Here is a 25,874-nt window from a genome sequence, read left to right on the forward strand (position 1 = left end):
GGCGGCGCGTACCGTGGCGGGATGCCGGCGATCGAGCTCCTCCGGGAGTTGAACAGCGGCCTGTGGCGGCCGTTCCGGGCGGCGTACCGGGCCCGCGACGCGGCGGCGTTCCTCGCGCTGCACACGCTGGACCTCATCCGGGCCAGCGGCACCAACGGCACGGTGCACGGGCTGAGCGAGTATGCGGCGCAGGTCGAGCCGTGGTTCGCCGGGCTGGCCGCGCGCAACGACGCCGTCGACATCACGTTCCGGTTCACCGAGCGGGTCGCCACGGTCGCCCTGGCCAGCGAGCGCGGGGTGTACCGCATCGTCGTGGAGCCCGTCGGCGGCGACCGGCTGACGTTCCACGGGCGGTTCCACACGTTCGCCCGGAAGGTCGGCGAGGCCTGGCGGATCGCCGTGGACTACGACACCACCGACGCGGGGGTCGTCACCGCCGCCACGTTCGAGGCCGCCGCGGCGATCGACGACGTGGAGCGGTTCGCGAAATAGCACCCCGGGCATGGCGAAGGCCGGTCACCGTGTCGGTGGCCGGCCTCACGCCAGGGGCGGGGTGGTGCGGGTGGGTTACGCCGAGACGGTGTTGATCTCGGTGGCCGACGCGAACGCCGAGTCGAGCTGCTGGTGCAGGGCGTCGAGCTCGTTCCACTCCGCGGCGTGGTACTGCTCGGAGCCCTCGGCGGCGAAGACGTGGTCGGTCTCGGCGGCGCTGTGGTCGTAGGAGGTGTAGTCGGACTCCTCGTAGTGCTCGCCCGACGGGTTGCTGTACTCGACGTGGTGGCCCTGGTCGAAGCTGGTGTTCTCGGCGGAGGCGTGGTCGGCCTCGTAGACGCCGAACTGGGAGGCGTAGTCCTGCTCGCTGCCGGAGGCCTGGTGCAGCTGGTCGAGCTGCTCGTGCTCCTGACCCGCCTCGTAGTGCCCGTAGCTGTCGCCGCCGTCGTAGCCGGTGTCGCCGTACTCGCTCATCGCTGTCTCCCTGGAAAGTCTGTGACCTGCTGGTGATTACGAAGGTAGGCGCCGGCAGGCTCAGACAAATCCCGGAAACGTGCCACCACCGTCGCCGGGTGTGAACCGCAGCGCCAGCAGGCCACCGGCGTGCCCGACCAGCAGGGTGTCGCCGGCCGTGAGCAGGCAGTGGGGCTCCGCGCCCAGGGCGAGCGCGGCCGCCGCGCCCCGGTGGGGTGCCCACAGCCGCAGCCCGCAGTCGGCGCGGGCGGCGGTCACGACCAGGATCCCGCCGTCCCACGGCAACGCCGCGACGGCGACGACGTCGCGGTGCCCCGGGTCCGGTGGCAGCGGGTCGGCGAGCCGCACGTCGAACGTCTCCCACAGCGACACGCCGCCGTCGCGGTCCGCGAACAGCACCGGGCCGCGGAACCCGAGCCGCCGCGGCGACGCGACGGCCGCGACCAGGCCGGCATGGCCGACGGCGCGCAGCTGGCCGCGCCCGGCCGGCCGGGCGTCGCGGTGCCCATGACCGCGGCGGAGGACCACACGTCCACGGCGTGCCCGCCGCGCAGGGCGATCAGGTCGGCGCCGCTGTCGTGCGGGACGGTGGCGAGCGCGACGGTGGCCGTGCCGGGGTGGCGGAACGCCTCCGCGACGCTGCTCCTGGTCGCCGGGTTCCACAGGTGTACGACGCTGCCTCCGGTCGCCGCCGCGACCACGCTCCTGCCGTCCCACAACGCCGCGAGGGGTGCGACGGTGCGCGGGTTCGGCTCGGCCGGCATGGGCACCGTCGCGAGGGCGAGGACCGGGCCGCCGGCGGGCACCGACGACGCGCCGGTGACCGCCTGCACTGGTGGGACGGCACCGGCGGCGGCGGCGACCGCGGCCGACCCGTCGGGCAGCGCAGCGGCGGTCAGGGCGGTGACCGGTGCCCCGGCGTCGAAGAGCGTGGCGGTGTCCTGCCCGGTGCGCGGGTCGACGAGGTGCACGCGACCGCCGCGGGCGGCGGCGAGGAGGTCCGGTCCGGCGGCGAGGGCGGTGACGGCGGGTCCTGCGGTCTGCCACACCGTCTCGACGGTGACGTCGAGGCGGGCCGGCGTGAACCCCGGCGCCGGCCGGAACCCGCCGTCACCGGTCGCGACCGTCGCCGGATCGATCCGGCCCTCGTCGTCGCCGCTGTCCTCGTCTTCGCCTGCGCCGTCATCGTCGTCGTCCGGGTCGTCCGGGTCGTCCACATAGGACGGTTCGCCGTATGCGACCCAGATGGGCACGACCTCCTCGCACCCGGGGCAGCGGTAGTGGCCGGTGAGGCGGGTCAGGGTCCTCGCCCAGGCGGGGTGCGCCGCGACCATGGCGGCGACCAGCGTCCAGACGGGCGGGGCGGGGGCTTCCACCGGTACACCTGCCGCGGCGACAACGTGGGCGACCTGCAGGAACCCGTCCCAGCCCGGGCTGAGCGCCGAGGACCGCCCGGCCTCCCCGATCGCGTCGGCGACCCGCTGCCATGCGGTGCCGGAGACGGGCGGGGCGTCGTACACCGGCGGCGCGACGGACGGCAGGACAGGGTCGCCGAACCCGTCGAGCTCGACCTCGGAGTCGCACCGCGGGCAGGTCAGCGGTACGTAGCCGGCGCTGCTGTCCGGGAACTCCCACAGCGCGGTGCCGACCGGGTGACCGGCGAGCGCCACGCATGCGAGTGCGACGTAGCTGAGCTCCTCGGCGTCACCGTCCGGCCGGAAGTCGCGCGGTGCGGCGGCCGCCGCGGTCCGCAGCGCCGCGTCGAGCGCCGCCTGCAGCCCCGCCGGCGCCGGGTCGGGGAACTCGTCGGCGCCGGCCGTGACCAGGAATCCCAGCTCGGTCCACAGCGCACGCCGCTCGTCGTCGGGCAGGTGCGGCGCGAGGTCGACGAGGTGCGGGATCGCCGCCGACGTCACCGCATACACGGAACCCTGGTGCAGGATCTCGTCCTGCAGCGCCTTCCACGCGTCGCCGAGCCGCCGTGCCGCGACCACCTCCCGCAGCCGGGCGACCGCGTCGCCGGCGGAGTAGCACGCGGAAAGCTCCAGCCACAGCGGGCTGTCGAGCGGCAGCTTCTCGGCCATCGTCGAACCCTACCGGCGGTCGTACGATCGGGAGGTGGCACGGGTCGAGGTCGAGATGATGACAGGTCAACACAACTACGCCGTGTTACGACTGCCCGGGCGGCGTTTCCCGGGGGTGCTGGTGCAGGGCGACGCGCTGTCCGTCATCAACCGCGAGGTCCAGCAGGCCCTGGCCCTGCTGCGGGGCGGCGACGCCGCCGCGGCGGAGGAGGAGCTGGTGCTCGTGGCGAACCATCTCGCGGGCCTGGTCGACGGCTACGTGCGGGTCCTGGACGCCGCCGGCATGCCGCTGCCGTTCCAGCGACCGGCATGACCTCACCCGGAGACGTTCCCGACGACATCCTTGGCCGGCTGCGGCCGATCTGCCTAGGGTTGCCGGAGGCGTACGAGGAGCCCGCGTGGGTCGGCACGCGCTGGCGGATCCGGAAGCGGACGTTCGCGCACGTGCTGGTCGTGGACCCGGCGCACCAGGCCACCTACGCGCGGGCCGTCGGCACGTCCGGGCCGCTGTGCGTGGTGACGTTCCGGGTGCCGGGCGACGAGATCGCCGCGCTGCTCGCCGGCGGCCACCCCTTCCACCGAGCGTCCTGGGGCGTCGACGTCGTCGTCATGGTTCTCGACGACGACGCCGACTGGCAGGAGATCACCGAACTGGTCACGGACAGTTACCGCGTCCTGGCCCCGAAGCGGCTCGCCGCCCAGCTGGACTGACGCTCAGAGCCGCCGGATCGTCTCGGCGTCCGGGGCGCCCTCGAAGAACCGGTCGATGACCCGGGCGAACACCGACTCCTGCGGCGCGGCCAGCTGGAACAGCGTCATCGAGGAGCGCAGTTTCATCGCGTCGACGTCGCCGAGGACCTGCCGCGCCGTGGCCTCGGTGTTGCCGAGCATCGCCTCGGCGCACTCGTGCAGGCGCGGCCCGAGGACCGGGTGCTGCAGGTAGGCGCGCGCCTCGTCCAGCGACGAGATCGCGAAGCGCTGCGCCGCGTAGCTGGACCCGAGGCCGGCCACCTGCGGAAACACGAACCACATCCAGTGGCTGCGTTTCCGCCCGCGGCGCAGCTCGTCGATCGCGTCGTCGTAGGCATCCTCCTGGGCGGTGACGAACCTGGCGAGGTCGTACGGATCGTCCATACCGAAAATTGTCGTACCCCGCGGGCATGATGCGTGTGACGGGGAGGGGGATCTCGATGGTGGTGCATGTGGCGAGCAGGCGGCGGGGGGAGGCGTCCCTCGCCGCGGCGTTCCCGGGTGCGACGGTGCTGGACGTGACGTCCCGCGGGCCGCAGCCGTGGGTGCGGCTGAGCCCGTTCTATCCGCACGGCGGCATCCCGGTGCCGTTCAGCCCCGGCACGGTGGGGCAGTCGGTCGAGGGCATCTGGCAGGCGCTGAAGGTGTTCGGCACGGCCGACGTGGACCCGGCGAAGCTCACGACGACGGGGATGACCGGGCTGAAGCGGACGGTCCGCCGGTTCGGGCCGGTCCTCGGCCACCGGCGTGGCGTGGCCGGCGACACGCTGCTGGACTACGAGTCGGCCCGCCGCCAGATCTACCTGCCGGTGTATCGGTGGGTGCTGGAGCACCGCACCGCCGAGCAGGTCGACGCGCTGCGGCGGCTCGCCGACGGCGGAGACCTGGTCCTGCTCGACTACACCACCAACGGCGACGTCACCGACCTGGCGACCCCGCTGTCGCACGCGGCACTGGTCCGCCGGCACCTGCTGTCCGACTGGCCTGACTGACCGGCGCGTGCGCGGCGGCACCTGCGTGCGGGATTGACGGGCGTGCGCGGCGCTGGTCGGGCGGCGGCTGGCGGGCGTGCGCTGGGCTGGTCGGGCGGCAGCGCCCGGCTCGGCTTGTCGGGCGGGCGGGCGTGCGCGGCGCTGGTCGGGCGGCGGCTGCCGGCCGGGCTGGCGGGCATGCGCGGTGCTGGTCGGCGGCCCCGGTCGGCCCGGCCTGCCGGGCTGGCCGGAGCGTTCGCGGCGGCAGTTGTTGGCCGGGCCGGAGGGCGTTTGTGGTTCGCCCGCGGACGCAAGCGGTCAGTGCTTCACTACTGAGAGTAGCGAAGTGCCGTCTCTGGAGATTAGGCCGTGGACATGCCAGGACCGTCGACCCGCCGCACCGCTCTGCGCCTCGGACTGCTCGCTGGGGTCGGTGCGTTCGCCGCCGCGTGCGGCACGAAGACCGAGGACCACACCGTCGGCGAGGCGCCGAGCTCGGCGGCACCGTCGGAGCCCACGGTCACCAACCCGACCGAGGCCCTTGAGCGGCTCAAGGCCGGCGGCGAGCGGTTCGCCTCCGGCGGCGTGCGACGCCCCGACCAGGACACCACCTACCGGGCCACGCTTGCCGCGGGGCAGCACCCGTTTGCCTGCATCCTGTCGTGCGTCGACTCGCGCGTGCCCCCGGAGATCGTCTTCGACCAGGGCCTCGGCGACCTGTTCGTGACCCGCACCGCCGGTCAGGTCGTCGACCACGCCGTGCTGGGCAGCATCCAGTACGGGGTCGCGGAGCTGAAGATCCCGCTGCTGGTCGTGGTCGGTCACGAGAAGTGCGGCGCCGTGAAGGCCACCGTCGAGGCGGTGGAGAAGAACTCCGCACCCAGCGGCACCGACATCGACTCCCTCGTCACCGCGATCAAGCCGGCCGTGGCGAAGGCGGAGGAGGAGAAGGCGACCGACATGATCGACGCCGCCGTGCGCCACAACGTCACCAACATCGTCGCCGACCTGGGCACGAAGGCGATCCTCTCCGCCGCCGTCACCGCCGGCACCTTGAAGATCGTCGGCGCCCGCTACGACCTGGACACCGGCGAGGTCGAATGGCTGTGAGGTGTGGAGTCGCCCCGGCGGGGTAGTGCCGGACCCTGCCGCGCCCCACCGGGGGGCGCCTCGGGGCGGAGGTCGGGTATGCCCGGACCGTTCGGTGTCGCGTCGGAGGTCGGCCGGCTGCGCAAGGTGATCGTCCACCGGCCCGAGCTGAGCCTGCGGCGGCTGACCCCGAACAACCGCGAGGAGCTGCTCTTCGACGACCTGCCGTGGGTGAGCCGGGCGCAGACCGAGCACGACGAGTTCGTCGCGATGCTGCGCGGGCACGGCGTCGAGGTGTACCACCACCAGACCCTGCTCGCGGAGGCGCTGCAGAGCCCGCAGGCCCGCCGGCACGCGGTCGAGCGCGCCGTCACGCACCTGTCGGTCGGTCCGGCGCTGCTCGACCCGGTCCGCGAGGAGCTGGCCGGCTGGGACGGCGAGACCCTTGCCCGGCACCTCATCGGCGGGCTCACCAAGGCCGAGTTCTTCGACCTGGTCCGCGAGCGCCGGGCCGACCTCGACCGCCGGTCGCTGGTCGCGGCGCTCGCGCAGCCGCGGGCGTTCATCCTGCCGGCGCTGCCGAACTCGCTGTATCAGCGCGACCCGTCCGCGTGGCTCTACGGCGGCGTGTCGCTCAACCCGCTGTTCTTCCACGCCCGCCGGCTGGAGACGATCAACCAGAGCGTCATCTACCACCACCATCCGATGTTCGCCGGCGCGGACTTCCAGTACTGGTACCCGCCGATGGGCGACGACGGCAGCTTCGACGAGGAGGACTTCGGCCGCGCCTGCCTCGAGGGCGGCGACATGATGCCGATCGGCAACGGCGCCGTGGCCGTCGGCGTCAGCGAGCGCACCAGCCCGCACATGGTCGAGCACCTCGCGGCCGCCCTGTTCGCGCAGGGCGCCGCCGACCGGGTGATCGCCGTGCAGATCCCGCCGAGCCGCTTGTACATGCATCTGGACACCGTCTTCACGCTCGTGGACCGGGACAAGGCCACCGGCTACCCGCCGGTCGTGGAGGGCGCCACCGCGTTCACGCTCTTCCCCGGCGACCGCCCCGGCACCCTCGACGTGCGCCGCGACAAGGGGCTCGTCGCCGCGTTCGAGGACGCGCTCGGCATCGGCCACCTCGACGTCATCCCGACCGGCGGCGACCCCGACCAGCGGGCCCGCGAGCAGTGGGACAGCGGCTGCAACTTCGTCGCCATCGAGCCCGGCGTCGTCGTCGGGTACCACAAGAACGAGTACACCAACCGCAACCTGCGCGACCACGGGGTCCAGGTCGTCGAGATCGAAGGGTTCGAGCTCGGCAAGGGCCGCGGCGGCGGCCACTGCATGACCTGCCCCATCCTCCGCGACGGGCTGTGATCGGTACTCCGATGTCCAATGCGGACCAGGCGGTCCTGATGCTGCTGGCCCTGATCGGCCTCTACAGCCCGGTCGCCGCCGTGTCGTCGTACATCCCGCTGCTGCAGCCCGTCGACAGCCGCCAGCACCCCCGCCTGGCGCTCGGCCTCTTCATCAACGTCGCCGCGATCGCCCTCGTCACGATCCTCGTCGGCGAGCCGCTGCTGGAGCTGCTCGGCCTCACCACCGCCGCGCTCTCCGCGACCGGCGGCATCGCCCTGATCATCGCGGCCGTGCCCCTGATGCTGGGCAAGAATGACGACCACGCGTCCACGTCCACCGAGGCGGCGATCGCCCCACCGTCGACGTCGTGGCGTGCGGTGGTCTTCATGCCCCTCACGTTCCCCCTCACCGTCGGCGGCGCCACGATCGCCGTCCTGATCAGCTTCCGGGCCCTGGTCGACGGCGTCACCGGCGTCCTGGCCCTGACCATCGCCGCCCTGATCCACGCCGCGATCACCGGTGCCTGCGTGTACGTCGCCGGCCGCGCGGGCCGCTGCCTGTCCGACCGGGCCCGCATGATCCTGGACCGCGTCGCCGGCATCCTGCTCACGGCCATCGCCGCGACACTGCTGGCGAGCGGCTTCACCCGCCTCGTCGTCGACGTCCTCAAGGCCATGCACGTGCTGTGACCCGCGTCGGCGTTTCGTGGCACCGGTTGGCGCTATCGTGCGTCGGCGTGGGTGCCGATGCAGTGAGCCGCCGCGTGCACGAGCTTCCGCACGACGTGGTGTCGGCGCTCATCAGGCAGGGGCACGACGACGAGGTGCGACGGCGCGCCGCCGACGGTGACTGGAGCTGCGCGCGGGGGCTGGCGGAGGCGCTGGTCGCGCGGGAGGAGCCGGACGCGACGGCCGGCGTCCTGCGACCGTTCGCCGACGGCGGGCGGTGGGAGGCGGTCGACGCCCTCGCCGGCATCCTCGACGCGCAGGACCGCACGAGGAGGCCCTGGAGCTGGTCCGCCGCCACGCGATGGCCGGCGGCCGGCTCGCTGGGCCGCGGCAGGCGGAGCTGCTGGCCCGCCAGGGGCGCACGGCCGAGGTCGTCGCCGATGCTCGGCCCGTACGCCGGGGACCCGTACTACGCAGAGACACTGGTGCGGCTGACGGCCGGCGCGGGGCACGACGAGCTCGCCACGCTGCTGCGGGCCCGGCTCGGCACCGGCTTCGTCCCGTGGCACGCCGAGACGCTGCTGGCCACGGTCCTGGAACGGCAGGGACGGACGCCGGCACCCCTGGTACGCCGCCTGCCGGCTGGCCGATCTGCTGGTGGACGTGGGAAGGCCGGAAGAGGCCGGTGTCGCTCTGGACGCCGTCGACCGGGCCGGCCTCATCACCTCGGAGGGTGGCGGTGCTGCTGATCCGCCAGGGCCAGACCGGGGAGGCCCTGGCGCTGTTCCACGACGAGGCGGCGACCGTCAAGGCGGTCGCAAAGGCCGAGCAGGACGCGGCGTTCTGGCGGCGGTTCCGGGCCGGGGATCAGCCGGCCCGGGTGGAGAGCCACTCGCCGTAGGTGGTCGGGGCGATGACGGCGCCGGCACCGGCGATGATGGCGTCGCCCGGCACCGCGGCGAACATGCCGGCGGTGGGGTCGGTGACGACCGGGCGGTCGTCGCCGCGGGCGGCGAGGGTGATCCTGCCGAGCTCGTCCAGCGCGAAGACCTCGGGGCCGGCGACCTCGCGGGTGCCCCGCAGCGGCGGGCCGGCGCTGACGTCGGCCACGGCGCGGGCGACGTCGGCGGCGGCCATCGGCTGGATCGGGGTCGCCGGCAGGCGGACGGTGTGCTCGTCGGCGGTCCAGGACAGCACCGCGTCGACGAACTCGAAGAACTGGGTGGCGCGGACGATGGAGTACGGCACCGGGCCCGCCTTGAGCAGGTCCTCCTGCAGGACCTTCGCCCGGTAGTAGACGAGGTCCGGCACCCGGTCGGCGCCGACGATCGACAGCACGACCGCGTGGCCCACGTGCGCGTCGCCCGCGGCCGCGAGGAGGTTGTCCATGCTGGTGCGGAAGAACGCCGGCGACGCGTCGTCGAACGTCGGCGAGTTGGTCAGGTTGACCACGACGTCGGCGCCCTTCAGGGCCTCCGGCAGGCCCTGGCCGCTGAGCAGGTCCAGACCGGTGGAGGGGGAGTGCGGCTCCGCCTCGTGCCCGGCCGCTTCCAGCAGCTTGACGACCTGGGAGCCGATGAGGCCGGTACCACCGATGACGGCGATCCTCATGCGACTGTCCCGTGCCGCTTGCGGGCGTCCGCGCGCCGGGCGAGCTCGTCATCGTCGACGAGGGTGAGCATGGGGCGGCCCGGTTCGCAGAACATGGTGACGACGAAGCGCACGGGGACGTCGGTGCGGTGGTTGCCGTCCTGGTAGTGGATGACGTCGCCGCCCGGCTCCCAGAACGCCTCACCGGCCCGCACGACCCGGGCCGGCTCGCCCTCGATCTCGAACACCATCTCGCCGTCCATCACGTAGCCGAACGCGGGGCCGGTGTGCCGGTGCGGGGGAGTGCCGGGGTCGCCGGGCGGGAACTCCACGACGATCGTCATCGCGTGCGCGTTCGCCGGGACGTGGGGAGGCATGGCCTCCTGTACCACGGTGACCGCCGACTGCCACGCGTCGGACAGGTGCCGCCCTCCGGCGGTTTGAGACTCGACCTTCTGCATGTGGCGCCGACTACCCGCCTCCGGCGCGGTCACACCCCGCCGCATCGCATTGTCATCCGTCGATGTCAGTGGATAGGGTGGCGGGTGCATCGACGAGGGAGGGTCATGACACAGCCCGACGAGCCGCCGCGGGCCGAAGCGCCGGCCCCGCCCGACGAGGCAGGGCAGCAGCAGCCGGTGGCCCCGCCCGCGCCGGCACGGCGCGGGCGCCTGCTCGTCATCGCTGTCGCCGCGGCCCTTGCGGTGCTGCTGGTCGGTGCGGGCGTCACCGCGTACGTCGTGCTGCGCAAGCCGGACCGCCCGACCGAGGTCGTCGACGCGTACCTGCGCGCCGTGCGGGACGGCGACCTCGACGCGGCCGTCGCGCGGTGGAACGATCTGGAGCCCGCCCGCGCCGGCGGTCCCGGCCTGCGCCAGCGGGTCCGCACATACCTGGAGCAGCACCGCGACGAGTACCGCAGGGCGCTCAATGGGCGGGAGTGGACGTCGGAGGCGTACCAGGCGCGGCTCGGCACCGGGGTCAACGTCAAGCTCGGCGCGGCCACCGCCACGTACCTGGTGCTCGGCACCGACGACGAAGGCTGGGAGATCATGCTCGGCCCCGAGGACGCGCTCGGCCGCCCGAGCGCCGATGGCAACCCGCTGCTGACGGTCGGCTGATCCGTTCCCCGCCCGTGGGCGAAGAGGGTGAGGTCGGCCGGCGCGGGGCGCGTTAGCGTCGGTCCTGGCTCCTCGGGAAAGGATCTGTCATGTCCTCGACTGCAGTTTGGCTCGCCATCGTCGTGATCGTTCTCGCGGTTGTCACGATCGCGGCCGCCGCCATCGCCCGGCACAGCCGGACGGAGGCGCTGCGACGCCGGTTCGGCCCCGAATATGACCGTGCCGTCGGCGAACAGCACAACCGCCGGGCGGCCGAACGCGATCTGCAGGAGCGCGAGCGGCGCCACGCCGAACTCCAGCTCAAGGAACTCGATCCACAGCAGCGGCAGCGGTACGCCGAGCAGTGGGAACGCATGCAGGCACACTTCGTGGAGGAGCCGGAGGCCGCGACACGGGAGGCCGACGAGCTCGTGACGAAGGTGATGGGGGAGCGCGGATACCCCATCGAGAACTACGACACCCGGGTCCAGGACCTCAGCGTCAATCATGCCGAGACGCTCGGCCACTACCGCGACGCACACGAGATCAACAAGGTGAACGAGCGTGGGCAGGCGTCGACGGAGCAGCTCCGCCAGGCGCTGATGCACTACCGCTCGCTGTTCGCCGAACTGCTCGGCGACACGTCGGGCGGCCGGCCGACTCCGCGGCACGGCTGAAGGCACCACACTCCCAGGAAGGCGCGATCGCGATGCGTGACGACAGCTCGATCGATCCAGCCGGAACCCAGCAATCGTCCCAGGTGCCCTACTGGTCAGGGCAGCCCCAGTCCCAGCCGGTGCAGGGCACGGGACCGGCCGCGACCGGTCCCGCGCCCACCGCGACCACTGAATCCGCCGCGACCGCTCAGCCCGTCCCGGGGGGCGGTGGCACCGGCGTGCCGCAGGCGCCGACGACCGCCGAGGCGGCCCAGGCACAGCCGTCCACCGTGCAGCAGGAGGGGATCGCGCAGGAGCCGGGGATGGCGCAGGAGCAGGGGATCTGGGACGCCGCCAAGGCCGACGAGATCCGGCACCGCTGGCACGACGTGCAGACGCACTTCGTCGAGGACCCGCGCGGCAGCGTCGCCGAGGCGCGGCAGCTGGTCGATGAGGCGATGCAGGGCCTCGCCGACAGCGTCCACACCCGCGAGGAGCAGCTCGAGCATGCCGGCGCGCGGGCATCGGACAGCACCGAGGGCATGCGCGACACGGTGCTGCAGTATCACCAGCTGCTCGACCGGCTCCTGGCCGTCTGAGCACACCCGGGCCGCGTCCGCGGCGGTCAGCGGCCGCAGGCCGGGCAGCCACCCGCCGGGTCGCGGCGCAGCCGTCCACGCAGCCACAGCGTCATCGGCACCGCGGCGACGGCGACAACCGCGGCGACGGTTGCCGACGCGGCGGCGACGCCCCAGGTCGGCCACGGCTGAGGGCTCGCCGCCGCAGGCAAGGTGATGACGAGCAGCAGCACCGGGCCGAGCAGGATCAGCGCGGGCCACCAGCCCCTTGGATCCCGGCGCACCGCGAACACCGCGCCCGCGCCCGCGACGACCAGCGCCAGGAACAGGCCGGCGGCATTGGCGACGCCGAGCAGCGAGTAGTAGAACTCGTGCGTGCCGCTCAGGTGCGCCAGCCAGCCCGCGGCGGCGGTCGTCGCGATCGCGGCCGCGGCGACCGGCGACCAGCGCCGCGCGGGCACGCCGAGCGCGACGAGGCCCAGCGCGATCTGTGGCACCAGCACGAACAGCGACGGCCGTCCGTACGGCACGCGGAGGGTGAGCGGGAGCACCGGGGCGAGCGCGATGACGGCCACGGTCGTCAGCAGCGCCACGGCGACCGCCGGCCGGCCGAACCCGAGGAACGCGGCGAGCGGCACGAGGACCCAGACGATCCACGCGGCGGCGCCCAGGGTCGCGAACGGCACCGCCGGATGCCACGGGATGTCGTCGTTGGACATGGTGGCCCGCTCCGCCAGGACCAGCCACAGCGCGGCGAGCCCGGCGCCGGTCAGCATGGCCAGCTGCGCCGCGAACGGCAGCGAGTCCGCGAGCCCGAGCGCGCCACGGCCTCGCAGGTGCTGGCGCACGCCGCCGCGGACCAGGTCGGCCACGTCCCCGGCGCGCGGCCGGCGCTGTCCCGGCGTGGCCAGGTCGAGGTAGGTCTCGACGATCTCGTCGCCGCGTTCGGTGCGGTAGGCGGCGGGGTACCAGCGCAGCAGCGCGCGATAACGGCCGCGGAGGTCGTCGCTCACGCGGCACCTCCGGCGAGCGCCGGGCCGTGCGTCCTGTGCGACGGCCGCAGTGCGAGCCGCCGGGTCGCCGCGTCCACGGTGCGGCGCAGGCGCTCGGTCTCCGCCCGCAGCGCGGAGTCGCCCCGGTCGGTGAGGCGGTAGTACTTGCGGGCGCGGCCGTCGACGATCTCCTCCCGGTCGAGGGTGACGAGCCCGTCGTCGGTGAGCCGGTCGAGCGCGCCGTACAGGGTGCCGGGGCGCAGCTCGAGCGCGCCCGCGGACAGCTCGGCGACCTCCTGGATCAGCCCGTAGCCGTGCATCGGCGCGCGGGCCAGCGCGGTGAGGATGAGGAACGTCGGTTCACGCATGCCGTCAATGTATCGGATGCGAAGGTATCTTCGCTACGAAGGTATGCCGTCGCGCAGTTCGGCGATCGCGGTCTCCAGGGTCGCGTCGACGCCGTGCTCGACCATCCGCGCGTAGGTCGCGTCGCCGGCGGCCGCGGCCCGCCGGACGCCGCGCACCTCGGCGGCCAGCCGGTCCCGCACGAGCTCGACGAACTCGCCGGTCGGGCCCGGCCAGCCGTACGTGTCCAGGAACAGCCGCAGCCGCCGGGGCCGGTCGGCGAACGCGGTGAAGCCCTCGGCCGCCACGACGTGCCGGGCGTGCAGCGGCACCCAGCCGAACGCGGTGAACGCCAGGTCCGACTCGACCGTCGCCGGCGCGGCGAGATCCCAGTCGAAGAACCCGACCAGACCCGCCTCGTCCCACGCCGCGTTGTACGGGGCGGCGTCGTTGTGCGCGACGATCAGCCCGGGCCGCCATCGCGCGCCGCCGCGCCAGACGGCGTCCGGCGGCGGCACGAACGTCGCGACCGTCGCGTGGAAGTCCCGCAGCCACCCGGCCACCTGGCGCAGCGCGTCGTCGCCGTGCACCCAGGTCGGCCAGGGGCGCGCAGCCCCGATCACCGTGCCCGGCAGGAACGACAGCACCTCCCGGCCCTGCTCGTCGAAGCCCAGCGCCCGCGGCGCCCGGTCGAACCCCGCCGCCTCCAGGTGCCGTAGCAGCGCGTGCACGGCCGGCGTCCACGGCCCGGGCACGCGGCGCACGGTGTCGCCGACCCGCACCGCGCCGCCGTCGAACCCGCCGTCGAGGCGCTGCTCGCCGGTCACGGGCGGCGTTCGCGCAGCAGCCCGGCGACGTCGGCGGCGAGCTGCGTGGTGGCCTCGATCTCGGCCCTGCGGATCGAGACGCTCTCCACGTTGAAGCCGTACGGCATGCCCAGGTGCTCACAGAAGTCCACCAGGTCACGGGCGATGCCCATGGCCTGCCGGTAGGACTCCGCGAGGGGGTCGCCGGCGTGCCGGATCGAGTTCTCCAGCCAGCGCGGCACCTTCACGCCGAGCCACTGGACGAACTCCAGCGTCTTGAGCGACCCGCACAGCGACAGCGTGAACACGACGGTCCGCGGCGCCGTCCCGCGCGAGCGGCACTCGTAGACGTAGTCGGAGATGAGGTTCTTCGTCTCGTTCACGTCGTACACCACCTGCGAGACGAAGAACGTGCAGCCGCGCTCCTGCTTCGCCAGCATCCGCAGGTGCTCGTCGCCGCCGCGGGTGTGCCGCTCCCCGATGACCACCGCACCCAGCGGCAGCTCGGGCCGCACCTCCTGGCGCACGGCGTGGGCGCGCCGTATGTCCGTGCGCACCGACTTGTCACCCGAGGAGGCACCGACGAAGACCCCGAGGACCCGCTCCGCGTCGGCGTGCCGCAGCCAGTCGGCGAGCTCCTCCTCGTCGTACTTGCCGACGCACCGGTAGATGACCGCCGGCCGGTCCCAGCCGCCGAGATGCTCCGCGTGATACCGGGCCGGGTCCATTGTGGGCAGATACGGAAACGGCCGCTCGTCGGAATTGCGGTCGGACTCGTCGTCGATGTCGTACAGGATCAGCCCGTCCACGTCGAGCGGCGCGAGCCGCTCCAGCGTGACGGCCGCGATCTCCTTGATGCGCTCCGGTGTCGCGTTGCGCCGCGGCGGCGTCAGGCTGAACAACAGCACGCCCGGCCGCGCCTCGGCGAGCATGCGTTGCAGACTGGGACGTGACGGCTCGCTCCTGGACATGCGACCACCTTACGAGCGACCGATCAATCGGAGGCCGGGAATGTGTCCTGCCACACGCGTTCGCCCTGCACGGTCGGCCCGCGCCGCCGCCTCGTCCGCCACCGCGAACGCGATGCGCACCAGCCGCCCGCCCGGCCACTGGCTGTAAGTGATCCGCCGGCCCCGCGCGACCCCGAGCGCCCTTGCAGCAGCAGCTTGTTGCGTTGCCGTTGATGGTCCAGTCGACGTTGTGCAGGGTGCGGTGGTGCTCGACGGGCATCAGGCGGGCCGGCGTGGCACAACGACAAAGGGGGCGGGGGAGGACCCCCGCCCCCCCTGTGCCGTCAGGCGTAGGTCTCGAACTCGGCGACCTTCGGGGTACCGGTCGCGCTGGTGATCTCGAACGTCACCTTCTTGGTGGAGGTGCGGGTGAAGGTGATGACGCCCGCGCCGGTCCCGGAGGCCAGCACGGCGCCGGTGTCGCCGTTGAGGACCCGCCAGTTGCGGATGAGGCCGGTGGCGCCCGACGCCTCGCGGATGTTGATCCGGGAGATCGAGGTGGCGGAGCCCCACTTGATGGAGATGGACCCGGTGGTGCCGCTCGGCGACCAGTAGGTGCTCATGTCGCCGTCACGCACGTTGCCGTAGCTGGTGCCGTCGGCCTTGCTGGAGCCGTCGGAACCGGCGCCGATGCTCAGGTTGGTGCCACCGGACGTCGGCCCGGGCGAGGACGGTGCCGGCGAGGACGGGCCCGGCGAGGAGGGACGGGGCGAGGAGGAGGTAGGCCCGGCGGTCGGGCTGGTCGGCGTGCAGCTGCCGTCGGACACCTGCAGGCCCTTGTTGGCGCCGGCGGTACGGCTCACCACGTCCGGCACGCAGCTGGCCGGGTCGAGGGCGAAGGAGTACGGGATGCTGACGCTGGTGTTCGACGTCGGGTTCGGGCCGGCCGGGTTGTTGTCGGTGCCCTTCGCCGACCAGGTCACGTTGTCGAAGATGTTGCCGCTGACCTGCCAGAAGCCGGCCTCGCTGGTGTAGAACGTGCCGATGACGTCCTTGGAGTTCTTGAAGTAGTTGTTGTCGATACGCGCACGCGCGCCGGCCCGGGAGTTGATGCCGGACTCGTTGAGCGAGACGTAGGAGTTGTTGTAGATGTGCGCGATGCCGCCGCGCAGCAGCGGCGTGCGGGAGTCGATGTTCGAGTACGAGTTGTGGTGGAACGTGATGTAGCTGTTGCCGCGGTCGCTCTCGCTGGAGCCGATGAGGCCGCCACGACCGGAGTTCTTCAACGTGCTGTAGGACAGCGTCACGTACTGCACGTCGTCCTTGAGGTCGAACAGGCCGTCGTAGCCCGCGGACTCGCCGCCGGACGCCTCGAGCGAGGCGTGGTCGACCCAGACGTTGCGCACGGTGCTCTCCATGCCGATGGCGTCGCCGCCGTTTGACGTGGGCGAGCCCGACTTCTTGACGTTCCTGACCGTCACGTTCTGGATGATGATGTTGCTCGAGTCACGGATGTGGATGCCCAGCTGGTCGAAGACCGCGCCGCCGCCCACGCCGATGATCGTGACGTTGCTGATCTCCTTGAGCTCGATCTTGTCGGCGGCGGTGTTGCAGCTGGAGCCCGACACCTTCGTCGTGTTGCCGTGGTTGATGGTGCCCTCGACCTGGATGATGATCGGGGTGCTGCTGCTGGCCCGGTTGCACAGCGCGGTGTGGATGGCCGTGCCGGTCGTGGCGCGGACCGTCGTGCCGCCGGCGCCGCCGGTCGTGCCGCCGTTCTGGGTCGCGAAGCCGGTCACGCCGCCGGTTGCCGCGGATGCCTCGGTCGTGGACAGGGCGACGCCGATCGCGGCCCCGACGACCGTCGTGGCCAGCGCCGCGACGGTGGCCCGCAGCGCGAGCCGGCGGTGCTTTCGGACGGTTTGGGTCATGGAAACCTCCGGTGAGGCGGAGTGGCACGGCGGCGACGCGTCCTCGCCGCCGTGCCGCGCAGTCAGGAGGCGTTTCCCAGGCGGGGGAGCGGCGCTGATCTGCATCGACGAGACCCGATCATAGGAAAGCGCTTTCCTTGACGGCAAGACGAACGATGTGCAGGTTTGTTGCAGTCGCGTGGCGGGGCCGCGGCCGTGAAAATTTCAGCCGCGCGCCAGGATGCGCTCCAGCAGGCCCGCGACCCGGGGGTCGGACGGCGCCGCCGGCTGGTGGACCAGGTGGTAGGTGACGGGCGGCAGGTCGGTGACCGGCCGGGCGACCAGCCCCGCCGGCGGCGGCACGCACCCGTTGACCACCGCGAGGCCCACGCCGAGCGCGACGAACTGCGCGATCAGCGGCCAGCCCTCGGCCTCCACGGCGACCGCCCAGCCGACCCCCGCGGCCCGCAACGCCTGCTCCAGCAGGACCCTGTGCGGCCGGTGCTGCGGCGGTACGACCATGCTCACGCCCTCCAGGTCCCGCAGTGCCACCGACCGGCGCCCGGCCAGCGGGTGGTGTTCGGGCACGAACAGCACCTGCGGGAAGGTGGCCAGCTCCACGGCGGTCAGGTCGTCGGGCAGGACGTCGAGCACGCCGACCCCGAGGTGTGCCTGGCCGGTGCGCACGGCGGCGAGCATCTGCCGGTGGTCGCAGTTGATCAGGCGCAGCCGGGTCGGCTCCTCGGCCAGCACCGCCCGGATGGTGTCGCCGAGCAGGTACAGGTAGGCGCCCTGCCCTGCGGCGAGGATCACCGGCCGCCGCGGCGCGACCCCGGTGAACTCTGCCAGGAACTGCGCGAGCCGTTCGTCGTGCGCGCGGGCGAAGCGGGCCACCGCCTCGCCGTCGGCGGTCAGCAGCAGGCGGCGGCCGGCCCGGCGGTACAGCGGCCGCCCCAGGTCCTGCGCCAGCTTGTTGATCTTCACGTGCAGCGCGGGCTGCGAGATGTGCAGCTGCTCGGCGGCGCGGGTGAAGTTGAGATGGTCGGCGAACACGACGAATGCGGCGAGCGCTCGCTGATCCATAGTTTCGGACTATAGCTGGGCAAGGAAGAGTAGTTCTGCTCTAGCGCCGACGTGGCCACGCTGGGATGCATGAACACGCAGAACCTCCGACTCGGCGTCGACATCGGCCGCGTCATCATCGGCGGGGGCATCGTCCCCGGCAGCAGCGACACCCAGTTCTTCAGCGGCGACACCGCCCGGATGCTGGCCACGCCGGCCGTGCCCGGTGCCTTCGAGGCGCTCGCCCGGCTGGTGCCCCGCTTCGAGCAGGTGTGGCTGGTCTCCAAGTGCGGCGAGCGGGTGCAGCGGCACACCCGGCAGTGGCTGGACCACCACGACTTCGTGGCGCGCACGGGCATCCCGCGCGAGCACATCCGGTTCTGCCTCAAGCGCCCGGACAAGGCCGTGCACTGCGCGCAGCTGGGCATCACCCACTTCATCGACGACAAGCTCGACGTCCACCAGGCCCTGCGCGGCGTCGTGGCGCACCGGTACCTCTTCGGCGTCCAGCCGGCCCCCGCGCCGGCCTGGGTGCAGCACACCGAGACCTGGCCGGCCGCGGAGGCCGCGATCCTGCACAGCCTCGGCGTGCCCGTCTGATCGAGCTCCACCCATGTCCGGCCGCGCGGGAACCAGGTGCCTCCCGGCCGCGACTACCTGGTCGATGAAGACGGGTGGATCATGATGACGGCGCGGCGGGCCGCGGCGGTGTCCGGCGGCGTCGTGGCGCTGCTGGCGGTGCTGGTGGCCGCGCTGCGGTGGGGTGGCGGGATCGGCGGGCGGGGCATCGCCGGGCTGCCGGACGCGGGCGCGGCGACGACGTGGGGGCTGCCGCTGGTCCGGGCGGCCGTCGACGTCGGGTGCGTGGCGACGGTCGGCTGGTGCGTGACGGCCGCGTTCCTGCTGCCCGGCATCGAAGGAGGCCGGCACGGCGCCGGTCAGCTGCTCGGCCCGGCGGGGTACCGGATGCTGCGCCGCGCGTCGTGGTGGGCCGGGGGCTGGGCACTCGCCGCCCTGGCCATGCTGCCGCTGACGCTGTCGGACCTGCTCGGGCAGCCGGTGACCGAGGTGACGTTCGCCGGGGTGCGCAGCCTCGCGTGGTCGGTGGCGCAGGGCCGGTCCGCGCTCGCCCAGGGCGTCCTGGCCGCAATCGTGGCCGTTGCGTGCCGGGTGGTGCTGACGCGTACCGGCGCCGCCGTGGTCGCCGTCCTCGCCTGCGCCGCGGCGGTGCCACCGGCGCTGACCGGGCACGCGGCCGGCGCGGGCGACCACCAACTGGCAGTGACCAGCCTGGCCGCGCACATCCTGGCCGCCGCGCTGTGGGTCGGCGGCCTCGGCACGCTGCTCACCCTGCGCTCCGACCGTGTTCTCGGCGTCGCCGCCCGTGGCTACAGCCGGCTCGCCCTCGGCTGCTGGGTGGCGGTGGCGGTCAGCGGGTTCGCGAACGCGGCGGTGCGGCTCGGCACGGTCGACGAACTGTGGCGCTCCCGCTACGGGCTGCTCCTGATCGGGAAGGTCGTCGCGTTGATCGTGGTCGGCGTGATCGGCGCCGCCCATCGCACACGCACGCTGCCCGCGCTGGATCGACGGGCGCCCGGCGCGTTCCGCCGGCTCGCGACCGGTGAGCTGCTCGTGTTCGCCGCGACCGTCGGCCTCGCGGTGGCCCTGTCCCGCACGCCGACGCCGGTCCCGACCGACCCCGTGGACACCGACCCGGTCACGGACCTGCTGGGCTTCGCCGCGCCGCCGCCGATCAGCGCGTCCGCGCTGCTGTGGCCGCCACTGCTGGACGGGTTCTTCGCCTCCGCCACGGTACTGGCCGCCGCCGGCTACCTGGCCGGGGTGTGGCGGCTGCGCCGCGCCGGGCACCGCTGGCCGGCGGCACGCACGGCGAGCTGGCTCGGCGGGGTGCTGCTGCTCGGCGCGGTCACCGTCGGCGGCTTCGCCCGCTACGCGTACGTGCTGTTCAGCGCGCACATGGCGCAGCACCTGATCCTGGCGATGGTCGTGCCGATCCTGCTCGTCGGCGGCGCCCCGGTCACCCTGGCGCTGCGCACCCTGCGCCGGCCCGCCGACCCGGCCGTGCGCGGCCCGCGGGACTGGCTGCTGCTGATCCTGCACAGCCGGGTCCTGCGGGTGCTGTCGCATCCGGTGGTCGCGCTCGCCCTGTACGTGGTGAGCCTCTACGGCCTGTACTTCAGCGACCTGCTCGGCGTGCTGATGCGGTATCACCTCGGCCACCTGGCGATGCTCAGCCACTTCGTGCTGACCGGCTTTCTGTTCTTCTGGGTCCTCATCGGCGTCGACCCGGGCCGCCGGGTGGTCGCGCCGCCGGTCCTGGTGCTGGTGCACTTCGCCGGCATGGCGTTCCACGCGTTCCTCGGCGTCGCGCTCATGCAGTCGCGCACCGTGATCGCTGCGGACTGGTACACCGCCGTCCGTCCGGCCTGGGCCGGCGGGCTGCTCGCCGACCAGCACGTCGGGGCGGGCCTCGCCTGGGGCTTCGGCGAGCTGCCCGCGGTCGCGATCCTCATCCTGCTGGTGGTGCGCTGGATCCGCGCCGACGAGCGCGAGCAGCGCCGCCTGGACCGCGCCGCCGACCGTGCCGAGGCCACCGGCGAGGAGGACGACCTGGCGCGGTACAACGACTTCCTGCGCCGCGCCGCCCGCCGCTGAGCCCTGCCCGGCCGCGCCGGGACGGCCGCAGTCGAGCCAGGCGCACGCGCCGTCGAGCAGGACCTCGCCGGAGTTGCCGGCCCGCCAGGTCGCGCCGGTGAAGCGGTCGCCGGTGCGGGAGCTCAGCCGGCGGCCCAGGTGCTCCTGGCCGGCGCTCAGGACGCTGACGCCGAGCCGCCCGGCCGCCGGCTGTCCCAGAGCGCGTTGACGACCTCCAGGGTCTCCGCCGCGCGGGCATAGCGCTCCTCGGGGCCCGGCAGCGCGCGTCCGGCCGAAGTTCTCCTCGCCGATCGACGAGGTCACTCCACGCGGCGCGGCCGTTGCTGACGTGGTCCAGCGTGCCGAACAGCCGGGCCGGGTTGAACGGGTGGTGGAACGTCGTGGAGACCGTCGCGATCAGCCCGATCCGCGTCGTCACCTGGCCGGGTCGATCGCCGGTTCATAGGTCCCGGGGGGCCCGCCGGCACCGGTGACGGTGGCGAGCGTGCGGGGTGGGCCGGCCGTCATGCCCGAACCATATTCCTACCAGTTCAGTAGTGAAAAGATGTCTGTTGTCACACCACGGCGGACGCCCGGCCGTAACCGGCGGTAGCGATCGATCGTTGGGATCTTGCGGAGGAGACGGCGAGGCAGCAGACAGGTGGGGGTTTTGGACGGATGTTGATGCGACGGGCAGAGTCTGCGGGCGCGAAGGCGTCGAGGTCCCGGGCGGCGTGGACCCTCGCGGTCGCGGTCGCCGGGTGTGTGTTGCACTACTGGGCCTGGATGCTGGTCGGCCCGCTCGGGCCGCCGCTGGGGAACCGGTACGGGCTGGACCAGGAGACGTGGGCGCTGCTCGGCATCGCCCCGCTGGTGGTCGGCGTGCTCCTGCGGATCCCCGCCGGCGTGCTCACCGACCGGTTCGGTGCCCGGATCATGCTGCCCGCGGTCAGCACCGGCTCGGCCCTCGCCGTGCTGGGGCTGGCCGTCGTCGACGGGCTGCCGGCGCTGATCGTGGTGGCGTGTGCCATCGGCGTGGCCGGCGGGGCGATGCCGGTAGGCGCGGCGGCCGTCGTGCGTGCCGTCCGGCCGGGCCGGCGCGGCATGGCGCTGAGCGTCTTCGCCGCGGGCATGTGCCTCGCCGCGACCGCGGGCGTCGCCGCCCGAACGCTGGTGCACATCGACCGGGAGCGCGGGGTGCTGGTCCTGGCCGGTGCGCTGCTTGCCTACGGTGTGCTGGCCGCGGCGGTCCTGCGTGACGGTCCCGCCCCGAAGCTGCACCCGCCCGTCGCGTGGTCGGTGGCGACGGCGCTGCTGCGCCGGCCCGTGACCCGGTACCTGGCCGTGTGGTACGGCGTGTCGAGCGGCGGGCTCGTCTCCCTCGACCTGTACCTGCCCGGATACCTGCACCGCACGTACGGCGTCGGCGAGACCCACGCACTGATCGGCGCGGCCGTCGGCATCGGTATCGGTGCGGCCGCCGGTCCCTTCGGCGGCTGGCTGTGCCGGCATCGCGCCCCCACTGCCGTGCTCGGAACCTGCTTCACCGCCCTCGCGGGGCTGCTGGTGATCCTGGCCTTCGACCCGCCGTTGGCGTGGGTCACGGCACCGGTCCTCGCCGGCGTCGCGGTCGCGCTGGGCACGGCGTACGGCAGCGTCCTGGCGCTCATCGGCCGCACCGCGCCGCCCGCACAGGTCGGCACCATCGCCGGGGTGATCGGTGCCATCGGCAGCGCCGTCGGGCTGTTCCCGACGCTGCTGCTCACCGTCGTGCACGACATCGACGGCTCCTACACCATCGGGCTGGTCCTGCTGGCGAGCACCGCGATCGTCGGCGCGGCCAGCCTCCGCGCCCGCCGCGTCTGGATCGGTGCCGCCGTCGCCTTCCCCGCGCCGACCGCCCTCGTGCTGGGCCCGGGGTCGCAGGCCGCCACCACCGTCGTGTCGCTGGCGGGGTCGCAGATCCGCGCGTACCTCGGCGACGTCACCGCCGTCCTCGCCGCCCTCGCCACCCGGCACGAACTCGTCATCGTGTACGCGGACCCGGACCCGTCCGGCGGCACCCGTTTGGGCTTCCCGCTCGTCGCCGGGCTGCGCCAGCACCTGCCGGCGCACAAGGTGCTGGCCGTCACCGCGGAGACGCCGCCGCACCCGCACGAGACGGCCGCGATCGCCGAGATGATCGACGCCGGGACGATCCCCATCATCCTGGTCGCCTGCACCGACCCCACCCCGACCGCGGTGCTGCTGGCCGCCGCGGTCCACGCCGATCAGGTGCTGCACCTGACCCCGGACCGCATCGAGGGCCTCATCCCGCACCAGCGGCACCCGGTGACGGGGTTCGCAGCAATTGACGGAGCGCGATAGATTCGCGCGATGCCGGTCCGGGACGTCCATCTCCTCGCCCTTCATGAGCCCTACCACGCGCCGCAGCACCCGGTGCCGATCAACGGCACGATCGTCCACGCGCTGACGTTGCTGCACCCGGCCGTGCCGCAGCCCGACGGCGGCCACATGTACCGGTGCCTGACGGAGTTCCCCGGCCGCACCGACGGCTGCCTGGTGCCGCTGTCGACCCTCACCTACGAGCTGGACGGCGGCCGGGGCTGGAGCGAGGTCGGCGACTGGGAGGGTGTCGTGGACACCGTCGTCGAGCTGTCGCTGGCCCAGCGCTGCGACGCGATGAACCTCGGCCTGCCGGATCACGTCGTCACCATGCTCGTCAACGGCCCCGAGACCATCAACACGGTCATCCATCCCGACGGCGGGCGCACCGTGCTGGGCCCGGCCGACCGCCAGCAGGAGATCGCCCAGCTCACCGAGCGGGTGCGCGACTTCATCGCCCGCGGCGGCCCGTTCTGGCCCGGCGACGGCCTGCTCGGCGCACCCAGCCGTCCTGTGCTGCCGTGGTACCGCCCAGCGACGTGACGGGGTCGTCGACCAGCTCCGGCCTCGCCTTCATCTGACGCTGGTCGAGACGGGCGTCACGAGGGGTTGACCTTTCCATCGGTGTGAAGGTTTAGCGTTCGGGCATGAGCAGCAAGATCGATACGATGCGTGCGCTCCGGCAGGAGACGCTCGGCGGGCCCGACGACCTGCGGCTGGTGACCGACGTGCCGGTGCCGGTGCCTGGTGCCGGGGAGATCCTGGTCCGGGTCACGGCGGCGGGCGTGAACTTCGCCGACGTCATGCAGGCGTACGGCACGTACGGTGGGGGCCCGCGGGCGCCGTACATCGCGGGCTTCGAGGCGGCCGGCAGGGTCGTCGCACTGGGCGACGGGGTGACCGGACCGGCGCTCGGCGCGCGGGTCGTGGGTGCCGGGCACGGTGCGTTCGCGGAGTTCATGACGATGCCCGCGGCGGAGGTGGTACCCGTACCGCCGGGCTGGGCCGACGAACAGGCGCTGGGGCTGGTGCTCAACTGGGCGACCGCGCTCGCCGCGCTCAAGCCGCTGGGTGGCGTCACCGCCGGACAGACCGTGCTGATCCACGCCGCGGCCGGTGGGGTCGGCCAGGCGGCGGTGCGCATGGCCAAGCACTACGGCGCGACCGTGATCGGCACCGCCTCACCGGGCAAGCACGGCCTGGTCCGTGCCCTCGGCGCCGACCACGTGCTCGACCGTGGCGGCGCCGGCCTGGCGGCGGAGGTGCTGCGGCTGACCGCCGGTGCCGGCGCCGACCTGGTCCTGGAATCGGCCGGTGGCAACGGGTTCGCCGCCGGGCTGGCGGCCGTCCGGCGGGTCACCGGCAGGGTCGTCGTCTACGGCCTCGCGGGCGGCGAGGCCGCGGTCACCAACGCGGACCTGGTGTTCCGGCACCAGATCCAGCTGGTCGGCCTGCACATCGGCGTGCTGGCGCAGGCGGCGCCGCACATGTTCGGCCGGCTGACGCGGGAGCTGGACGCGCTGCGGGCGGCAGGGGTGTACCCGCCGGGCGAGCCTGCCGTCCACGATCTCGCCGACGGCCCGAAGGTGCTGGCGCGGCTGGCCGCCGGGGTCACCACCGGGAAGCTCGCCCTGCGGCCCTGACAACGGCGCCGCGGCGAAGGCGACGGCGCCGCGGTCACAGCGCCGCGGCCACGGCGGCGGCGAACTCCCGCGGGCATTCCAGCGGCAGGAAGTGCCCGCAGTCGACGGGCCGCAGCCGTACCCGGGCGAAGAACCGGTCGAGACGGTCGGCCCAGGCGGGCGGGAAGAGCGGGTCGTGAGCGGGCCACAGCACCGTGGCCGGCACGGCGACGCGTGCCGCCGGCTCCGGGGCCTGCTCGGCCACCACCCCGTCGAGGCGTCCGGCGCCGACGCGGTACCACTGCAGCGACGCGCTGAACGCGCCCGGCTCGGCGTATCCCGCGACGAGGTGGTCGAGGCGCTCGTCGGTGACGGTGAAGGCCGGCCCGGACCACCGGGTCAGGAAGTGCCGCAGGTAGCCGCGCACCGCGTCGGGCCGGCCGTCGATGAGCTCGTCCGCGATCGGCAGCCGGTGGAAGGCCACGTACCAGAACTCCTGCTGCGCCGCCGCCGTCAGGATCCGCTCACCGATACCCGGCAGCGGCGGGCCGAGGACCAGCGCCCGCACCAGATCCGGACGCCGGCGCACCAATGCCTGCGCGACCCGGCTGCCGATGTCGTGCGCGCCTAGGACCGGCCGGTCCAGCCCGAGCTCCTCGATCAGCCCGACGACGCTGCGCGCCTGCGCGTCGGCGCTGTACTGCGCCGCCGGGTCGGCCGGGTGCTTGTCGGACCCGCCGAAGCCGCGCAGGTCGGGCGCCACGACATCGGCCCCGGGCAGCAGCGCGGCGACGTCGCGGTAGTCGGACCGGTCGCCCGGCCAGCCGTGCAGCAGCACCACGGGCGGGCCGGCACCCGTCCGGTCGTACGCGAGCCGGAACCCGTCAACCGCAGCGGTTCGGTACACGTCCGCCAACCTATCCGTTCTCCCCGGTACCGTGCGGCGGTGAGGATTGGCGTCACGCTGCCGATGTCGGAGTCGGACGGGCCGGGCCGGATGCCGGGCTGGCAGGACGTGCGCGCGCTGGCGCTGCACGCGGAGGCGGCGGGCCTGGCCTCGGTGTGGGTCTGCGACCACCTCGTGAGCGAGCCGGGGGACCGCCCACCGGAAGGCGTGCTGGAGGGGTGGACGGTCCTGTCCGCGCTCGCCGCGACGACCCGGCGGGTGACCGTGGGCACGCTGGTGACGTGCGCGGCGTTCCGGCACCCGGCCCTGCTGGCGAAGATGGGGGCGACGGCCGACGGGATCAGCGGTGGCCGCCTGGTCCTGGGACTCGGCGCCGGCCGGCCCGGTCTGGAGTTCGACGCGTAGCCCATGCCCGTCGCGCACATCGTCGCGGTG

The 25,874-nt window shown here is 73.5% G+C and carries 31 protein-coding genes and 2 pseudogenes; 18 read left to right on the forward strand and 15 right to left on the reverse strand.

Annotated features, from left to right (window positions below; all coding sequences use genetic code 11):
• Positions 1–21 precede the first annotated feature (21 nt).
• A complete protein-coding gene (locus OHA72_RS33310; RefSeq protein WP_326999997.1) occupies positions 22–492 on the forward strand; it encodes a DUF4440 domain-containing protein in 471 nt (156 codons plus the stop codon).
• A gap of 75 nt (positions 493–567) precedes the next feature.
• Here the strand turns inward: OHA72_RS33310 and OHA72_RS33315 are convergent, their stop codons facing one another.
• From OHA72_RS33315 to OHA72_RS33325, 3 genes are read right to left on the reverse strand one after another with little or no spacing between them, the layout of a single operon-like run.
• On the reverse strand, positions 568–966 hold the full coding sequence (locus OHA72_RS33315) for a hypothetical protein (RefSeq protein WP_326999998.1): 399 nt from the start codon (positions 964–966) through the stop codon (positions 568–570).
• A gap of 60 nt (positions 967–1,026) precedes the next feature.
• The gene (locus OHA72_RS33320; RefSeq protein WP_326999999.1) at positions 1,027–1,224 is read right to left on the reverse strand and encodes a hypothetical protein; all 198 of its coding nucleotides are present in this window, start codon (positions 1,222–1,224) and stop codon (positions 1,027–1,029) included.
• Positions 1,221–3,050 carry a hypothetical protein gene (locus tag OHA72_RS33325; protein WP_327000000.1) on the reverse strand — a complete coding sequence of 610 codons (1,830 nt, stop codon included), beginning with the start codon at positions 3,048–3,050 and terminating at the stop codon, positions 1,221–1,223. Before OHA72_RS33325 ends, OHA72_RS33320 begins: the two co-directional genes overlap by 4 nt.
• Positions 3,051–3,084: 34 nt before the next feature.
• On the opposite strand from OHA72_RS33325, the gene OHA72_RS33330 reads away from it, so the two are divergent.
• The gene (locus OHA72_RS33330; protein WP_327000001.1) at positions 3,085–3,363 is read left to right on the forward strand and encodes a DUF6959 family protein; all 279 of its coding nucleotides are present in this window, start codon (positions 3,085–3,087) and stop codon (positions 3,361–3,363) included.
• Positions 3,360–3,761 carry an MmcQ/YjbR family DNA-binding protein gene (locus tag OHA72_RS33335; protein WP_327000002.1) on the forward strand — a complete coding sequence of 134 codons (402 nt, stop codon included), beginning with the start codon at positions 3,360–3,362 and terminating at the stop codon, positions 3,759–3,761. The genes OHA72_RS33330 and OHA72_RS33335 overlap by 4 nt, the downstream gene beginning before the upstream one ends.
• Positions 3,762–3,764: 3 nt before the next feature.
• On the opposite strand, the gene OHA72_RS33340 is transcribed toward OHA72_RS33335, so the two are convergent.
• Positions 3,765–4,184: a DUF1810 domain-containing protein gene (locus tag OHA72_RS33340; RefSeq protein WP_327000003.1), complete on the reverse strand. Its 420-nt coding sequence runs from the start codon at positions 4,182–4,184 to the stop codon at positions 3,765–3,767.
• A 68-nt stretch (positions 4,185–4,252) separates the two neighbouring features.
• Between OHA72_RS33340 and OHA72_RS33345 the strand changes: the two genes are divergently transcribed.
• The 6 genes from OHA72_RS33345 to OHA72_RS33370 all read left to right on the forward strand — a co-directional run bounded on the left by OHA72_RS33345 (position 4,253) and on the right by OHA72_RS33370 (position 8,782).
• Positions 4,253–4,792 carry a DUF6939 family protein gene (locus tag OHA72_RS33345; RefSeq protein ID WP_327000004.1) on the forward strand — a complete coding sequence of 180 codons (540 nt, stop codon included), beginning with the start codon at positions 4,253–4,255 and terminating at the stop codon, positions 4,790–4,792.
• Between the two features lie 354 nt (positions 4,793–5,146).
• Positions 5,147–5,881, forward strand: coding sequence for a carbonic anhydrase (locus OHA72_RS33350; protein WP_327011723.1), 735 nt, complete (start codon positions 5,147–5,149; stop codon positions 5,879–5,881).
• Positions 5,882–5,959: 78 nt separating this feature from the next.
• Positions 5,960–7,231 carry an arginine deiminase gene (locus tag OHA72_RS33355; RefSeq protein ID WP_327000005.1) on the forward strand — a complete coding sequence of 424 codons (1,272 nt, stop codon included), beginning with the start codon at positions 5,960–5,962 and terminating at the stop codon, positions 7,229–7,231.
• An 11-nt stretch (positions 7,232–7,242) separates the two neighbouring features.
• Positions 7,243–7,902 (forward strand): MarC family protein, encoded by a 660-nt coding sequence (locus tag OHA72_RS33360; protein WP_327000006.1) that lies wholly within the window; start codon positions 7,243–7,245, stop codon positions 7,900–7,902.
• Between the two features lie 47 nt (positions 7,903–7,949).
• Positions 7,950–8,630, forward strand: a complete 681-nt coding sequence (locus tag OHA72_RS33365) for a hypothetical protein (RefSeq protein WP_327000007.1) — start codon at positions 7,950–7,952, stop codon at positions 8,628–8,630.
• A complete protein-coding gene (locus OHA72_RS33370) occupies positions 8,615–8,782 on the forward strand; it encodes a hypothetical protein (RefSeq protein ID WP_327000008.1) in 168 nt (55 codons plus the stop codon). Before OHA72_RS33365 ends, OHA72_RS33370 begins: the two co-directional genes overlap by 16 nt.
• Here OHA72_RS33370 and OHA72_RS33375 read toward each other — a convergent pair.
• Both OHA72_RS33375 and OHA72_RS33380 read right to left on the reverse strand, forming a co-directional pair.
• Positions 8,749–9,492 carry an SDR family oxidoreductase gene (locus OHA72_RS33375; protein ID WP_327000009.1) on the reverse strand — a complete coding sequence of 248 codons (744 nt, stop codon included), beginning with the start codon at positions 9,490–9,492 and terminating at the stop codon, positions 8,749–8,751. The genes OHA72_RS33370 and OHA72_RS33375 overlap by 34 nt on opposite strands.
• The gene (locus tag OHA72_RS33380) at positions 9,489–9,932 is read right to left on the reverse strand and encodes a cupin domain-containing protein (RefSeq protein ID WP_327000010.1); all 444 of its coding nucleotides are present in this window, start codon (positions 9,930–9,932) and stop codon (positions 9,489–9,491) included. The genes OHA72_RS33375 and OHA72_RS33380 overlap by 4 nt, the downstream gene beginning before the upstream one ends.
• 105 nt (positions 9,933–10,037) lie before the next feature.
• Between OHA72_RS33380 and OHA72_RS33385 the strand changes: the two genes are divergently transcribed.
• From OHA72_RS33385 to OHA72_RS33395, 3 genes are all read left to right on the forward strand, one after another.
• Complete coding sequence (locus tag OHA72_RS33385; RefSeq protein ID WP_327000011.1) at positions 10,038–10,592, forward strand: hypothetical protein; 555 nt, start codon at positions 10,038–10,040, stop codon at positions 10,590–10,592.
• Between the two features lie 89 nt (positions 10,593–10,681).
• On the forward strand, positions 10,682–11,248 hold the full coding sequence (locus OHA72_RS33390; protein WP_327000012.1) for a hypothetical protein: 567 nt from the start codon (positions 10,682–10,684) through the stop codon (positions 11,246–11,248).
• Between the two features lie 218 nt (positions 11,249–11,466).
• Positions 11,467–11,826 carry a hypothetical protein gene (locus OHA72_RS33395; protein WP_327000013.1) on the forward strand — a complete coding sequence of 120 codons (360 nt, stop codon included), beginning with the start codon at positions 11,467–11,469 and terminating at the stop codon, positions 11,824–11,826.
• A gap of 26 nt (positions 11,827–11,852) precedes the next feature.
• Here OHA72_RS33395 and OHA72_RS33400 read toward each other — a convergent pair whose 3' ends face one another.
• The 6 genes from OHA72_RS33400 to OHA72_RS33425 form a co-directional block, all read right to left on the reverse strand.
• On the reverse strand, positions 11,853–12,818 hold the full coding sequence (locus OHA72_RS33400; protein ID WP_327000014.1) for a hypothetical protein: 966 nt from the start codon (positions 12,816–12,818) through the stop codon (positions 11,853–11,855).
• The gene (locus OHA72_RS33405) at positions 12,815–13,165 is read right to left on the reverse strand and encodes a PadR family transcriptional regulator (protein ID WP_327000015.1); all 351 of its coding nucleotides are present in this window, start codon (positions 13,163–13,165) and stop codon (positions 12,815–12,817) included. Before OHA72_RS33405 ends, OHA72_RS33400 begins: the two co-directional genes overlap by 4 nt.
• Before the next feature lie 33 nt (positions 13,166–13,198).
• The gene (locus OHA72_RS33410) at positions 13,199–13,969 is read right to left on the reverse strand and encodes a phosphotransferase (RefSeq protein WP_327000016.1); all 771 of its coding nucleotides are present in this window, start codon (positions 13,967–13,969) and stop codon (positions 13,199–13,201) included.
• Positions 13,966–14,919 carry a methylenetetrahydrofolate reductase gene (locus OHA72_RS33415; RefSeq protein ID WP_327000017.1) on the reverse strand — a complete coding sequence of 318 codons (954 nt, stop codon included), beginning with the start codon at positions 14,917–14,919 and terminating at the stop codon, positions 13,966–13,968. The genes OHA72_RS33410 and OHA72_RS33415 overlap by 4 nt, the downstream gene beginning before the upstream one ends.
• A 323-nt stretch (positions 14,920–15,242) precedes the next feature.
• Entirely contained in the window at positions 15,243–16,829 is a 1,587-nt protein-coding gene (locus OHA72_RS33420) for a pectate lyase family protein (RefSeq protein WP_327000018.1), read from the reverse strand.
• Positions 16,830–17,033: 204 nt separating this feature from the next.
• On the reverse strand, positions 17,034–17,891 hold the full coding sequence (locus OHA72_RS33425; RefSeq protein ID WP_327000019.1) for a LysR family transcriptional regulator: 858 nt from the start codon (positions 17,889–17,891) through the stop codon (positions 17,034–17,036).
• A gap of 69 nt (positions 17,892–17,960) precedes the next feature.
• Between OHA72_RS33425 and OHA72_RS33430 the strand changes: the two genes are divergently transcribed.
• On the forward strand, positions 17,961–18,470 hold the full coding sequence (locus OHA72_RS33430) for a hypothetical protein (RefSeq protein WP_327000020.1): 510 nt from the start codon (positions 17,961–17,963) through the stop codon (positions 18,468–18,470).
• A gap of 81 nt (positions 18,471–18,551) precedes the next feature.
• Positions 18,552–20,546 carry a bifunctional copper resistance protein CopD/cytochrome c oxidase assembly protein gene (locus OHA72_RS33435; RefSeq protein WP_327000021.1) on the forward strand — a complete coding sequence of 665 codons (1,995 nt, stop codon included), beginning with the start codon at positions 18,552–18,554 and terminating at the stop codon, positions 20,544–20,546.
• Between the two features lie 87 nt (positions 20,547–20,633).
• On the opposite strand, the pseudogene OHA72_RS33440 reads toward OHA72_RS33435, so the two are convergent.
• Together OHA72_RS33440 and OHA72_RS64980 are read right to left on the reverse strand one after the other, a co-directional pair.
• Positions 20,634–20,849, reverse strand: a pseudogene (locus tag OHA72_RS33440) (hypothetical protein); the annotation flags it as partial.
• 55 nt (positions 20,850–20,904) lie between these two features.
• Positions 20,905–20,964, reverse strand: a pseudogene (locus OHA72_RS64980) (hypothetical protein); the annotation flags it as partial.
• A gap of 245 nt (positions 20,965–21,209) precedes the next feature.
• Between OHA72_RS64980 and OHA72_RS33445 the strand changes: the two are divergent.
• The 3 genes from OHA72_RS33445 (at position 21,210) to OHA72_RS33455 (ending at position 24,553) form a co-directional block, all read left to right on the forward strand.
• Complete coding sequence (locus tag OHA72_RS33445; RefSeq protein WP_327000022.1) at positions 21,210–22,892, forward strand: MFS transporter; 1,683 nt, start codon at positions 21,210–21,212, stop codon at positions 22,890–22,892.
• A gap of 9 nt (positions 22,893–22,901) precedes the next feature.
• Complete coding sequence (locus OHA72_RS33450; RefSeq protein ID WP_327000023.1) at positions 22,902–23,453, forward strand: hypothetical protein; 552 nt, start codon at positions 22,902–22,904, stop codon at positions 23,451–23,453.
• A gap of 104 nt (positions 23,454–23,557) precedes the next feature.
• Positions 23,558–24,553: a zinc-binding dehydrogenase gene (locus OHA72_RS33455; RefSeq protein WP_327000024.1), complete on the forward strand. Its 996-nt coding sequence runs from the start codon at positions 23,558–23,560 to the stop codon at positions 24,551–24,553.
• A 34-nt stretch (positions 24,554–24,587) separates the two neighbouring features.
• Here the strand turns inward: OHA72_RS33455 and OHA72_RS33460 are convergent, their stop codons facing one another.
• The gene (locus OHA72_RS33460; RefSeq protein ID WP_327000025.1) at positions 24,588–25,439 is read right to left on the reverse strand and encodes an alpha/beta fold hydrolase; all 852 of its coding nucleotides are present in this window, start codon (positions 25,437–25,439) and stop codon (positions 24,588–24,590) included.
• Positions 25,440–25,478: 39 nt separating this feature from the next.
• Here OHA72_RS33460 and OHA72_RS33465 point away from each other — a divergent pair, with 39 nt between their 5' ends.
• Positions 25,479–25,844 carry an LLM class flavin-dependent oxidoreductase gene (locus OHA72_RS33465; RefSeq protein ID WP_327000026.1) on the forward strand — a complete coding sequence of 122 codons (366 nt, stop codon included), beginning with the start codon at positions 25,479–25,481 and terminating at the stop codon, positions 25,842–25,844.
• Positions 25,845–25,874 lie beyond the last annotated feature (30 nt).

It is taken from the genome of Dactylosporangium sp. NBC_01737, from assembly GCF_035963215.1.
Lineage (GTDB): Bacteria > Actinomycetota > Actinomycetes > Mycobacteriales > Micromonosporaceae > Dactylosporangium.